10 protein-coding genes are annotated in these 12,129 nt (G+C 70.7%); 8 read left to right on the top strand and 2 right to left on the bottom strand.

Annotated features, from left to right (window positions below):
- The first annotated feature begins 1 nt into the window (after position 1).
- Positions 2–1,648 carry an amidohydrolase gene (locus BUB75_RS39410; RefSeq protein WP_073265087.1) on the top strand — a complete coding sequence of 549 codons (1,647 nt, stop codon included), beginning with the start codon at positions 2–4 and terminating at the stop codon, positions 1,646–1,648.
- Positions 1,649–1,650: 2 nt separating this feature from the next.
- A complete protein-coding gene (locus BUB75_RS39405) occupies positions 1,651–3,027 on the top strand; it encodes an NAD(P)/FAD-dependent oxidoreductase (RefSeq protein WP_073265085.1) in 1,377 nt (458 codons plus the stop codon).
- Positions 3,028–3,118: 91 nt separating this feature from the next.
- Here BUB75_RS39405 and BUB75_RS39400 read toward each other — a convergent pair whose 3' ends face one another.
- Positions 3,119–4,309 (bottom strand): ROK family transcriptional regulator, encoded by a 1,191-nt coding sequence (locus BUB75_RS39400; RefSeq protein WP_073265084.1) that lies wholly within the window; start codon positions 4,307–4,309, stop codon positions 3,119–3,121.
- Between the two features lie 230 nt (positions 4,310–4,539).
- Here BUB75_RS39400 and BUB75_RS39395 point away from each other — a divergent pair, with 230 nt between their 5' ends.
- From BUB75_RS39395 to BUB75_RS39370, 6 genes are all read left to right on the top strand, one after another.
- Positions 4,540–5,835 carry an ABC transporter substrate-binding protein gene (locus BUB75_RS39395; RefSeq protein ID WP_073265082.1) on the top strand — a complete coding sequence of 432 codons (1,296 nt, stop codon included), beginning with the start codon at positions 4,540–4,542 and terminating at the stop codon, positions 5,833–5,835.
- Between the two features lie 67 nt (positions 5,836–5,902).
- A complete protein-coding gene (locus tag BUB75_RS39390; protein ID WP_073265080.1) occupies positions 5,903–6,871 on the top strand; it encodes a carbohydrate ABC transporter permease in 969 nt (322 codons plus the stop codon).
- Positions 6,864–7,703, top strand: a complete 840-nt coding sequence (locus tag BUB75_RS39385) for a carbohydrate ABC transporter permease (RefSeq protein WP_073265078.1) — start codon at positions 6,864–6,866, stop codon at positions 7,701–7,703. The genes BUB75_RS39390 and BUB75_RS39385 overlap by 8 nt, the downstream gene beginning before the upstream one ends.
- Before the next feature lie 17 nt (positions 7,704–7,720).
- Positions 7,721–9,070, top strand: coding sequence for a GH1 family beta-glucosidase (locus tag BUB75_RS39380; RefSeq protein WP_073265076.1), 1,350 nt, complete (start codon positions 7,721–7,723; stop codon positions 9,068–9,070).
- 94 nt (positions 9,071–9,164) lie between these two features.
- Positions 9,165–10,376: an MFS transporter gene (locus tag BUB75_RS39375; RefSeq protein WP_073265074.1), complete on the top strand. Its 1,212-nt coding sequence runs from the start codon at positions 9,165–9,167 to the stop codon at positions 10,374–10,376.
- 186 nt (positions 10,377–10,562) lie between these two features.
- Positions 10,563–10,913, top strand: a complete 351-nt coding sequence (locus BUB75_RS39370) for a histone-like nucleoid-structuring protein Lsr2 (RefSeq protein ID WP_073265072.1) — start codon at positions 10,563–10,565, stop codon at positions 10,911–10,913.
- 265 nt (positions 10,914–11,178) lie between these two features.
- Here BUB75_RS39370 and BUB75_RS46775 read toward each other — a convergent pair whose 3' ends face one another.
- Positions 11,179–11,955 carry a hypothetical protein gene (locus BUB75_RS46775; protein ID WP_178380094.1) on the bottom strand — a complete coding sequence of 259 codons (777 nt, stop codon included), beginning with the start codon at positions 11,953–11,955 and terminating at the stop codon, positions 11,179–11,181.
- Between the last annotated feature and the right edge of the window lie 174 nt (positions 11,956–12,129).

Raw genomic sequence — 12,129 nt, 5'->3', positions numbered from 1 at the left:
CATGACCGAACTCACCGCTGACCTGCTCTTCACCGGAGGGCCGGTGCAGCGCACCGACCCCGCCCGCAGCCGGGCGAGCGCGCTCGCCGTCCGCGACGGCCGCATCCTCGCCGTCGGTCACGATCTCGACGGCCTGATCGGACCGAAGACCGAGGTCGTCGACCTCGCCGGACGGCTGCTGCTGCCCGGCTTCCAGGACGCGCACATCCACGCGGTGATGGGCGGGCTCGAGCTCGGCCAGTGCGACCTCACCGGCACCACCGACCTGGACGAGTACGTGCGGCGGATCCGCCGGTACGCCGACGAGCACCCGGACGCCGGGTGGATCGTCGGCAGCGGCTGGTCGCTGGAGACGTTCCCGGGCGGTGTGCCGACCGCGGAGATGCTCGACCGCGTCGTCGCCGACCGGCCGGTGTTCCTCACCAACCGCGACCACCACGGCGCCTGGGTCAACACGCTCGCGCTGGAGCGCGCCGGCCTCAGCCGGGACACCCCGGACCCGGCCGACGGCGTGATCAACCGGGACGCCGACGGTAACCCGGTGGGGGCGCTGCAGGAGGGGGCGGTCGCGCTGGTCGGCGCCGTCGTGCCCGCGGTGACCGCCGCCGACCGGCTGGCCGGACTGCTGCGGGCCCAGACGTTGCTGCACTCGCTCGGCATCACCGCCTGGCAGGACGCTCTCGTCGGCGGGTCCAACGGATATCCGGACGTCTCGGACGCCTACCTCACGGCGGCGCGGGACGGGCTGCTCACGGCGAGCGTCGTCGGCGCGCTCTGGTGGGACCGCGACCGGGACGCGTCGCAGATCCCCGAGCTAGTGGAGCGGCGCGAGCGGCTCACGGTCGGCCGGCTGCGCTGTTCGACGGTGAAGGTCATGCAGGACGGCGTCGCGGAGAACTTCACCGCCGCGATGACCGCTCCGTATCGCGACGCCTGCGGCTGCGCCACGACGAACGCGGGGCTGAGCTTCGTCGATCCGGACGCGTTGCGCGGGTACGTGACCGCGCTGGACGCCCTCGACTTCCAGGTCCACTTCCACGCGCTCGGCGACCGGGCGGTCCGGGAGGCGCTGGACGCCGTCGCCGCCGCCCGCGCCGCGAACAGTTTCCGCGACACCCGGCCGCACCTGGCGCACCTCCAGGTCGTTCACCCGTCCGATGTTCCCCGGTTCCGGCAGCTCGGTGCGTCGGCGAACCTGCAGGCGCTCTGGGCCACCCACGAGCCGCAGATGGACGAGCTGACGATCCCGTACCTCGGCGGGGACCTCGCGCGCCACCAGTACCCGTTCGGCGACCTGCTGCGGGCCGGCGCGACGCTGGTCGCCGGCAGCGACTGGCCGGTGTCGAGCGCCGACCCGCTGCAGGCGATCCACGTCGCGGTCAACCGCGCGCTGCCCGGCTCGGACGCCGAGCCGTTCCTGCCCGAGCAGCGGCTCGACCTCGGCGCCGCGCTCACCGCCTACACCGCGGGCAGCGCCTACGTGAACCACCTGGACGACACCGGCTCGCTGCGCGTCGGGAATCGCGCGGACCTCGTCGTCCTCGACCGCGACCCGTTCGAGGGTCCCGCCGACGAGATCGCGGCCACCCGGGTCGCGCAGACCTATGTCGACGGCGCCCGCGTCTTTGTCTCGGACTCGGAGAGGTAACCATGCACAAGTCCCTGGTCGACGTCGAGCACGGTTCATTCTGGCTGGAGGACCCCGGCCGACCGTTACCGCTGCCCGCGCTGACCGCGGACACCTCGTGCGACCTGGCGGTGGTCGGAGGCGGGTACACCGGGCTCTGGACCGCGCTGATCGCCAAGGAGCGCGACCCCTCGCTGGACGTCGTCCTGCTGGAGGGCGCGCGGATCGGCCACGCGGCCTCGGGCCGGAACGGCGGGTTCTGCGCGGCCAGCCTCACGCACGGGTTGGCGAACGGGCTGGCGCGGTGGCCGGCCGAGTTGGCCGAACTGGAGCGGCTCGGTGCGGAGAACCTGCAGGCGATCGAGGACACGCTGGCCCGCTACGGCATCGACGCCGAGTGGGAGCGGACCGGGGAACTGGACGTCGCGACCGAGCCGTACCAGCTGCCGGGGCTGCGCTCCGCGGTCGAACTGGCCGCGGACCACGGTGTCGAGCTGGAGTACCTGGACGCTTCGGAGGTCCGGGCCGAGGTGGCGTCGCCGACGTTCCTGGGCGGGGTGTGGAACCGGCGGGGCGTCGCGATGGTGCACCCGGCGAAGCTCGCGTGGGGGCTGGCGGAGGTGTGTCGTCGGCTCGGGGTGCGGGTGTACGAGCTCTCACCGGTGCTGTCGATGTCGGGGACGTCGTTGCGCACCCCCCGGGCGGTGGTGCGAGCTCGGACGGTGGCGCTGGGGACCAACGTGTTCCCGTCGCCGCTCGCCCGGGTCCGTCCGTTCGTGATCCCGGTCTACGACTACGCGCTGATGACCGAGCCGCTCTCGGAGTCACAGCTCCGGGAGGTCGGGTGGCGCAACCGGCAAGGTCTCGGTGACTCCGGCAACCAGTTCCACTACTTCCGGCTCACCGCCGACAACCGGGTGCTCTGGGGCGGATACGACGCGATCTACCACTTCGGTGGCCGGGTCCGCGCGCGGTACGACTCGCGTGAGGCCACGTACGAGACGCTGGCGACGCAGTTCTTCGCGACGTTCCCGCAGCTGGAAGGGTTGCGGTTCACCCACGCCTGGGGCGGAGCGATCGACACGTGCACGCGGTTCTCGGCGTTCTTCGGCACCGCGCGGTCGGGCCGGGTCGCGTACGCGCTCGGGTACACCGGCCTGGGGGTCGGGGCGAGCCGGTTCGGCGCCGAAGTGATGCTCGATCTGCTCGCCGGGGAGTCCACGGAGCGGACGCGGACGCGGATGGTGCGGTCGACGCCGCTGCCGTTCCCGCCGGAGCCACTGCGGTACGTGGGTGTCGGGCTCACGCGCCGGTCGCTGATCGCGGCCGACGGCGCCGCCGGGCGCCGCAACCCGTGGCTCCGCGCCATGGACGCGATCGGCTTCGGCTTCGACAGCTGACGCGGTGCCGCGGTGCGCGCGGCGCCGGGCGCACAGCGCCGGGCCGTGCCGCCGCGGCGCGGGCCCTGGCCCGCGGGCCAGGGCCCCCGCGCTACTCGCGGACGCCGCCCTCGGCGAGTAGGCGAGCCACGGGCAGCGTCGCCGCCCCGAGCGCGACGGCGTCCGTTCCCAACGAACACAGCTCGATCGACGCCTGCGCGAACGGACGCCGCATCGCCTGGCCCGCCGCCGCGGCCCGGATCTCCGGCAGCAACCCCCCGAGCGCGATCCCGGCCCAGCCGCCGATCACCACCCGCTCCGGGTTGAACAGGTTGATCAGGTTCGCCACCCCGGCGCCCAGGTAGCGCGCGGTCTCGGCCAATATCTCCTCGGCAGCGGGATCCGCGAGCACCGCGGCCAGCTGCGACTCCTCGTCCGGCCCGTCCACCCGGAGGCCCGCTTCGCGCGCCCTGGCGATGATCGCCTCCGCGCCGACGTACGCCTCCAGGCACCCGCGCGCCCCGCACCGGCACTCCCGGCCGTCGTACCGAAGCGTCGTGTGCCCCCACTCCCCCGCGCTGCTCGACGCGCCCCGGTACGTGCGGCCGTCGGCCACGATCGCCGCCCCGACCCCGGAGCCGACCAGCGCGAACGCTGCGTGCCGCGCACCGCGTCCGGCACCGAACCAGTGCTCGGCCTGCCCCCAGGTCTTGGCGCCGTTGTCGAGGTGCAGCGGCAGGGCGGTGCCCGCCCGCAACAACCGCTCCAGCGGGACGGCGTCCCAAGCCAGCGTTTGAGCGTGCACCACCGCCTCGGGACCCTGTTCGACCATGCCCGACACCCCGATGCCGACCCCGAGGACCTCGGCGTCGGAGACGCCCGCGGATTCCGTCACGGCCGCCAGGCCGGTCAGCACGTGCCGGACGACGGTCGGCGCCGCCAGGTCCTCCAGCGGGTAGTCCGCCTTGGCCAGCGGTGTCATCGCCAGGTCGAACAGCTCGACCCGGACGCGCGTCTCCCCGACGTCGACCCCGACGACCGTCGCGAACCGGGGCGCCACCCGGAGCAGGATTCGCGGCCGGCCTCCGTCGGACTCCACCGCCCCGGCCTCGGCGACCAGACCGTCGTCCATCAGGTCGGCCACCACGTTGCTCACCGCGGCCTGGCTCAGCCGGCAGCGCTCGGCGAGCTCCTGACGGCTGAGCGGCCCGTCGAGGAAGAGCGCGGTGAGCAGCCCCGAGCGGTTCTGCCGCCGGAGCGCCCGGTTCGTCGCGCGCCCGTGGCTCGCTCGCCCCTGTTCCACCTGGTCCCACCCTGCTTCTCCGCCGCACCCGGCCGTCGTCACTGTACGAGGCAGCCCAACCGCCCTTGGGCAACACTTTAATAACGCCTTGAATTAAGTAGTGAACAAAGTGCCGAACAGCACTTTAGAGTCCGCTGCACCAAACCTCTGGGCCGCTCGGCCCGGGTTCCGCTCGCACCGGACCCCGGAACCCTCGCCGAGCCGGCCGGCGTCCCTGGAAAGGACACCTTGTGTTCAAGCGACGATTAGCCGCCGTTGCCGTCGGAGCGTTGCTGGCGTCCACACTGGCCAGTTGCGGAGACTCGGACAGCGCTGACAATGACGCCAAGACCCTCACCTACTGGGCCAGCAATCAGAGCACCAGCCTGGAGAAGGACGCCGAGATCCTCCAGCCGGAGCTCGACAAGTTCGAGAAGCAGACCGGAATCAAGGTCAAGCTCGAGGTCGTCCCCTGGTCCGACCTGCTCAACCGCCTGCTCGCCGCCGCCACCAGCGGCCAGGGCCCGGACGTCGTCAACATCGGGAACACCTGGTCGGCGTCCCTGCAGGCCACCGACGCGTTCGTCCCGTTCGACGACGCGACGCTGGACAAGATCGGCGGCAAGGACCGGTTCGTCAAGGCCGCGCTCGCGGCCGCCGGTGCCGAGGGCAAGCCCCCGACGGCGGTGCCGATCTACTCCCTCGCCTACTCGCTCTACTACAACAAGAAGATGTTCGCCGAGGCCGGCATCGCGAACCCGCCGACGACCTGGGAACAGCTGGTCGCCGACGGCAAGAAGCTGACCAAGGACGGCAAGTGGGGCCTGGCGATCGAGGGTGCTCACGTCTCCGAGAACTCGCACCACGCGTTCACGTTCTCCCAGCAGTACGGCGGCGAGTGGTTCGACGCGTCCGGCAAGCCGACGTTCGACACCCCGGAGAACGCGCAGGCCATCAAGCGGTACATCGACTTCATCGCGGTGGACAAGATCGCCAACCCCGGTAACGCCGAGTATGCACAGAACCAGTCGGTCGCCGACTTTGCCAACGGCAAGGCCGCGATGCTGCTCTGGCAGGCGGTCGGGTCGCAGCTCACGCTACGCAACATGAAGCCGGAGGATTGGGGCGTCGCACCGGTGCCGTTCCTGGCCAGCCCGCCGGCCGGGGGCAAGAAGATCAACAGCATGGTCGCCGGCATCAACATCGCGATCTTCAAGCACTCGAAGAACCAGCAGGGAGCGCTGGACTTCGTGAAGTTCATGACGAGCGACGAGGAGCAGACGCTGCTCAACAAGACCTACGGCTCGCTGCCGTCGGTCACCACGGTGTCCAGCGACCCGGCGTTCGCGCAGCCGGAGCAGAAGGCGATCCAGGAGGCGCTGGCCACGTCCGCGGCCCCGCTGCCGCAGGTGCCTCAGGAGAGCCAGTTCGAGACGCTCGTCGGCACGCTGATGAAGGACCTCTTCGCCGAGGCCGCCGAGGGCAAGAGCCCGACGGTCGCCGAGATCCAGGACAAGCTCAAGCAGGCCCAGGAGCAGGTGAAGTAAGGCGCCTGCCGACGGCCCGGGGCGCGTCGTGCGCCCCGGGCCGTCGTCGCGAGAGGACACCTTTGTTATGACAGCGACCGTCTCGGCGCCCGACGAGGCGCCACCGGACCCCGGCACCCCGCCGCGCCGCAAGCGCCGCCGGACTCCGGCCCTGCCCTACCTGCTGCTGGTCCCGGCGATCGTGCTGGAGCTGGCGGTCCACGTGATCCCGATGCTCACCGGCATCTGGATGAGCCTCAAAGAACTCACCCAGTTCCACATCCGCGACTGGGGCGGCGCACCGTTCGTCGGCCTGGACAACTACCGGGTCACGCTCGACGTCAACAGCGCGACCGGCAAGGAGCTGCTGCACTCGTTCTGGGTGACGATCGCCTACACGGTGCTGGTCGTCGCGCTCTGTTACGCGATCGGCCTCGCCGCCGCCGTCGTGCTGCAGCGCCCGTTCCGCGGCCGCGCGCTACTGCGAACGCTCTTCCTGACGCCGTACGCGCTGCCGGTCTACACCGCGGTGATCGTCTGGGGCTTCCTGCTGCAGCGGGACACCGGCGCGCTCAACCACGTCCTGGTCGACCAGCTGGGCCTGGTCGACGAGCGTCCGTTCTGGCTGATCGGCGGCAACAGCTTCTGGTCGCTGGTGGTGGTCGCGCTCTGGAAGCAGTGGCCGTTCGCGTTCCTCTGCCTGATGGCGGGCCTCCAGGGCATCCCGCAGGACCTCTACGAGGCGGCCTACATGGACGGCGCGGGTTTCTGGCGCCGGCTGCGGGCGGTGACGCTGCCGAGGCTGCGCCCGGTCAACCAGGTGCTGCTGCTGGTCCTGTTCCTCTGGACGTTCAACGACTTCAACACCCCCTACGTCCTGTTCGGCAAGGGTGCTCCGGACCAGGCCGACCTGATCTCGATCCACATCTACAACAGCTCGTTCGTGACGTGGAACTTCGGGATCGGCTCGGCGATGTCGGTGGCGTTGCTGGTCTTCCTGGCCGCCGTCTCCGCCGTCTACCTGTTCTTCACCCGGAAGGTGAGGTCCGATGCGTGAGACCACTGCCGAGCGCTGGTCCCGCTACGTCATCCTGACGCTGCTGAGCCTGTTCGTGCTCGTTCCGCTCTACGTCATGCTGACGACCGCGATCAAACCGCTCGAGGACGTCCGGGATTCGTTCACCTGGATCCCGAACCGGCCGTCGGTCGAGGCGTTCGTCGACATGTGGGAGACCGTGCCGCTCGGCCGGTATCTGGTGAACAGCCTCGTCGTCTCGACGCTGGCGGCGTTGTTGTCGGTAGCGATCGCGATTCTCGCCGCGTACGCCACCAGCCGCTGGCGGTTCCGCGGCCGTGGGCTTTTCCTGGCGAGCGCGCTCTCCACCCAGATGTTCCCGGGGATTCTGTTCCTGCTGCCGCTGTTCCTGCTCTACGTCAACATCGGCAGGGCGACCGGAATCGAGCTGTACGCCAGCCGCACCGGCCTGGTCATCACCTATTTGACGTTCTCGCTGCCGTTCTCGATCTGGATGCTCGTCGGGTACTTCGACGCGATCCCGCGAGAACTCGACGAGGCCGCGGCCGTGGACGGTGCCGGGCCGATGCGGATCCTGTTCCGCGTGCTGCTGCCGACCGCCGTGCCGGGCATTCTCGCGGTCGCCGTCTACGCGTTCATGACGGCCTGGGGTGAGGTGCTGTTCGCGTCGGTGATGACCGACGAGAACACCCGGACGGTGGCCGTCGGCCTGTCCGGCTATTCGACGCAGTACGACGTCTATTGGAACCAGATCATGGCCGCCTCGCTCGTCGTGAGCATTCCGGTGGTGGCCGCGTTCCTGTTCCTGCAGAAGTACTTCGTCGCGGGACTCACCGCCGGGGCGGTCAAGTGACACCTGTAGGAGAAAAGTTGCACCATCTTTCTCATTTGTCGTCGGACTTCGTCTGGGGCGCGGCGACCGCGGCGTTCCAGATCGAGGGAGCAGTCGACGCCGACGGCCGTTCCCCCTCGATCTGGGACACGTTCGGCCGCGTACCCGGAGCGATCGCGAACGGCGACACCGGCGACGTCGCCTGCGACCACTATCACCGCTGGCCGGAGGACATCGGGCTGCTGCGCGAGCTGGGCGTCGACGCGTATCGGTTCTCGGTCGCCTGGCCGCGGGTGATCCCGACCGGTACCGGCGCGGTGAACCCGAAGGGGTTGGCGTTCTACGACCGGCTGGTCGACGAATTGCTCGACGCGGGGATCCGGCCGTTCGTCACGATGTACCACTGGGACCTCCCCCAGGTGCTGCAGGACAAGGGCGGCTGGCCGGTGCGCGACACCGCGGAGGCGCTGGCCGACTACGCCGCGGCGGTCGCCGGCGCGCTCGGCGACCGCGTCACCGACTGGTGCACGGTGAACGAGCCGCTCTGCGTCGCGTGGATCGGCCACCTCGACGGCACGATGGCGCCGGGGATCCGGGATCTGCGGCTGGCCGTGGACGCGTCCCACCACGTCCTACTCGGCCACGGCCTGGCCACCCAGGCGATCCGGGCGAACGCGTCGGCGGCGCCGAACGTCGGCGTCGTGCTGAACCTCAGCCCGGCCGACCCGGCGACCGATGATCCGGCCGACGCCGCCGCGGCGGTCCGCAGCGACGGGCACACGAACCGCTGGTGGCTCGATCCGCTCTACGGCCGGGGTTACCCGCAGGACATGGTCGACGTCTACGGCTACGAGCCACCGGTCCGCGCCGGTGATCTGGAGACGATCGCGACGCCGACCGATTTCCTCGGCGTCAACTACTACTTCCGGGCCGTGGTCACCGACGACCCGGCCGGGCCCGCGCCGTTCGCCCGGCAGGTCGAGGTGCCCGGCGCGCGGCAGACCGCGATGGGCTGGGAGGTCTCCGCGTCCGGGCTGGAGCGGACGCTGACCCGGGTGACCCGCGACTACGGTCCGGGCCGGATCTACGTCACCGAGCAGGGTTCGGCCTGGCCGGACGTCGTCGAGCCGGACGGAAGCATCCAGGACAAGGAGCGCGTCGACTACCTCGAGCAGCACCTGGAGGCGATCAACGCGGCGGTGGCCGAGGGGGTGCCGCTGGCCGGGTACTTCGTCTGGTCGCTGCTGGACAACCTCGAGTGGGCCTACGGCTACGACAAGCGTTTCGGCCTCGTCCACGTCGACTACGCCACCCAGCAGCGCACGATGAAAGCCAGCGGCCGGCGCTACGCGGAAATCGTGCGGGACTTCCGGGCGTCACGCGGGTAAACCCTGTCGAGCGTGAGACTTCGTCCGGGATACGGTTCGGAGTCCTCGCAAGTGTGCCCCTGCCCGGATTGACCCGGTTGCTCGAAGGAACGCGATGTCTGTTGATGCCCAGGCTGTGTCCGCACTCCCCCGAGCGACCGTCGTAGCCTGGCGCAACGCCGTCTTCGCGGTCTTCGCGATCAACGGGGTGGCGCTTGCCACGTGGATGTCGCGGGTGCCCGCCGTCCGGGACTCCCTGGGTGCCACCACTGCCGAGATGGGCTGGATCGTCTTCGCGATCGCGGCCGGGTCCATCGTCGGGTTGACCTCGGCCAGCCACCTGCTGGCCTGGGCCGGATCCCGCCGCACGATCGCCGGCTCGGTGATCGTCGGCGCGGCCGGCCTGGCGATCGTCGGGCTCGGAGCGTCCGCGGCCGGGCACGGCGCCCTCGTCGTGCTCGGCCTGGCGCTGCTCGGCGGCGGCATGGGAATGTGCGACGTCGCGATGAACGTCGAGGGCGCGGCCGCCGAGCGTGCGCTCGGCCGCACCGTGATGCCGCTGTTCCACGCCGCGTTCAGCGGCGGCACGATCGCCGGTGCCGGCCTCGGCGCGCTCGCCGAGTGGGGCGATCTCTCGACTGCCGCGCACTTCGGCGCGGTCGCGGTCCTGTCGATGGTTGCTGTCGTGCTCTCGGTGCGGTTCCTTCATCTGGACGCTCTGGGCGCGGCCACCGCATCGTCGGACGAGCCACATTTGGGCTGGCGCGACCGGCTCGGGCTGTGGACCGACCGCGGAACGCTGCTGATCGGGTTGATCGTGCTCGGCATGGCGTTCGCGGAGGGGTCGGCGAACGACTGGCTGGCGCTGGCCATGGTCGACGGGCATTCGGTGGACAACTCGACCGGCGCGGTGATCTACGGCGTGTTCGTCACCGCGATGACGGTCGGGCGCATCGGTGGCGTGTTCGTCCTCGACCGGTTCGGCCGGGTGCCGGTGCTCCGAGCGACGACGGCGCTCGCGGTCGCCGGTCTGCTGATCGTGATCTTCGTGCCGTCGGCGGCGGTGGCGACCGTCGGCGTCGTGCTGTGGGGGCTCGGTGCGTCACTCGGATTCCCGGTCGGCATGTCGGCCGCCGCCGACGACAGCCGCACCGCGACCGCCCGGGTGAGCGTCGTCGCGACGATCGGGTACTTCGCGTTCCTGGTCGGTCCGCCCGTGCTCGGTTTCCTCGGCGACGCGGTCGGTCTGCTGCGGGCATTGCTGCTCGTGCTCGCGCTGGTGGCGCTCGCCGGCTTGGCGTCGCCCGCGGCTCGCGAGCGTTCCTGAGGGGCGAAAGCGCCCGACACGCTATCACCGGGCCTTTCCCGGGCACCGAGTGGGCTCGATAAAGGACTCGGTGAATTGCGAAACTCTCATGCTGCGCTCATGTTGAAGGATCAGTCTCACCGTTGCGCAATACGTAGAGTATTGTTGGGAGCCGCGCTTAGTCCCCTCTCATTCCATGAGGTAGCAATGGCTCGCAAGGTGCAGGTTCTCCTCGTCGACGATGTCGACGGCAGCACTGCTGACGAGACGGTCTCGTTCGGTCTCGACGGTGCGCACTACGAAATCGATCTCTCCACCGACAACGCTGCTGCGTTCCGCGAGGCGCTGGAACGCTATGTTTCGGCCGCGCGGAAAGCAGGACGCGCCGGCGGCGTGAAAGCGGCAGCGCGCGCGGCGACGAGCACAAAGCCGTCACCGAGTGCCGACCGCGCACAGAACCAGGCGATCCGCGACTGGGCGAAGCGGAACGGTCTGCAAGTCAGCGAACGTGGCCGCATCCCGGCGGACATCGTCGCGAAGTACCACGCGGCGGCATAACCGAACGTCGCCGCAGGCAAAGGCGGCACGTCGTCGCCTGAATGCGGACCTGACGTCCGATCCGTCGTGAATGGGGATGCGCGGGGGGCTGCGCAGAATGAGGCGACAGCAATTTGATTCGCCAATCCGTGCAGCGCGCAATGTGCACGGCGCCTATTTCACGTCGAGCCGGCCCTCGGGCCGGCTCGATGTCGTTACGCTATCCGCAGGCTTATCACTGTTGCCACGCGTGCGCGCACAGCAATAATTCCCCAGCCTGCGGCACCTACGAGAAGCGGTGTGCGAACCGGACGAGCTGGGCGTCCGTCACCGAGCGGTGGTACGTGACCAGGCTCGCCGCGCCGGTGATCGCCACGGTCAGCGCGGCCGCGAACCCGAACCCGGCGAGCGCGGTGAGTCGCTCCAGAAATCCGGAGTGGGAAACCGTGATCGCCGCCGCACAGTACAATTCGGACGCCGTCGTCGCCGCGCCCACCGCCGCGATGACCGACCAGTGCAGACGCTCCGCCCGATCGCGGACCCACCGCACCCATCGCCAGGACGCATATCCGGCGAACGCCCCGGTGAGGGTCAGGAATAGCGTCGCGACACCGCCGACCGCCGCCGTGCCCGGCCACAACGCGGACACCGTGGCGAGCGTCAACAGAATGGCGAGCGCGGCGATCGTCACCGAGAACGCGGTCTCTGCCACCCGTCTGCCCCCACGCCGTTCCGTGCCGCGCCACCACCGCCGGAGCGAGTCGAACCAGCGTCCGGCGGCTCCCCCGATCCTTCTGGAGACCGGGACGCCCGGCAAGCGCACCACGGCTCCGGGCAGCGCGGTGTACGTCACGCCCGAACCGGGAACCGCGGCGCCGGAGCCGTCGGCGACCACCCCGGGCGTCCGGGCCGCAGTGAGCCCCCACGTCCAGGGACGCCGGGGCACCGGGAGCGGCGGCGTGCACGACCCGATCCGCCGCGCCGCCAGCCCACCGCCCGGCGCGGCGTAGGGGGCAGGCGTGAGGCGTCCGGCAGCAATCGGAACCGCACAGGGCCCGGACACGCGCCCGGCCATCCGTCCCGAGGCCTGCGCGACTGTCCGCGGAGAGGCCGGGGCAGCCGTCGGCCCTTCCCGCCCGGGCGTCCGCTCGGCAGCTTGGCCGGGCGCGGGGCCGAAGCCCTGACCGGGCGCGGGGTCACCGGGGGCGATGCCGGACGTCTCGGCGGTGGGTACCGC

The organism is Cryptosporangium aurantiacum (assembly GCF_900143005.1).
In the GTDB taxonomy this organism is placed as follows: Bacteria; Actinomycetota; Actinomycetes; order Mycobacteriales; family Cryptosporangiaceae; genus Cryptosporangium; species Cryptosporangium aurantiacum.
The sequence above is the reverse complement of the archived record's forward strand: the minus strand, read 5'-3'. Positions and strand labels throughout refer to the sequence as shown.

Excerpts from the sequence above, each read along its gene's own strand:
- BUB75_RS39370 (WP_073265072.1), top strand. The coding sequence starts at position 10,563 with ATGGCTCGCAAGGTGCAGGTTCTCCTCGTCGACGATGTCGACGGCAGC.
- BUB75_RS39390 (WP_073265080.1), top strand. The coding sequence starts at position 5,903 with ATGACAGCGACCGTCTCGGCGCCCGACGAGGCGCCACCGGACCCCGGC.
- BUB75_RS39410 (WP_073265087.1), top strand. The coding sequence starts at position 2 with ATGACCGAACTCACCGCTGACCTGCTCTTCACCGGAGGGCCGGTGCAG.
- BUB75_RS39375 (WP_073265074.1), top strand. The coding sequence starts at position 9,165 with ATGTCTGTTGATGCCCAGGCTGTGTCCGCACTCCCCCGAGCGACCGTC.
- BUB75_RS39405 (WP_073265085.1), top strand. The coding sequence starts at position 1,651 with ATGCACAAGTCCCTGGTCGACGTCGAGCACGGTTCATTCTGGCTGGAG.
- BUB75_RS39385 (WP_073265078.1), top strand. The coding sequence starts at position 6,864 with ATGCGTGAGACCACTGCCGAGCGCTGGTCCCGCTACGTCATCCTGACG.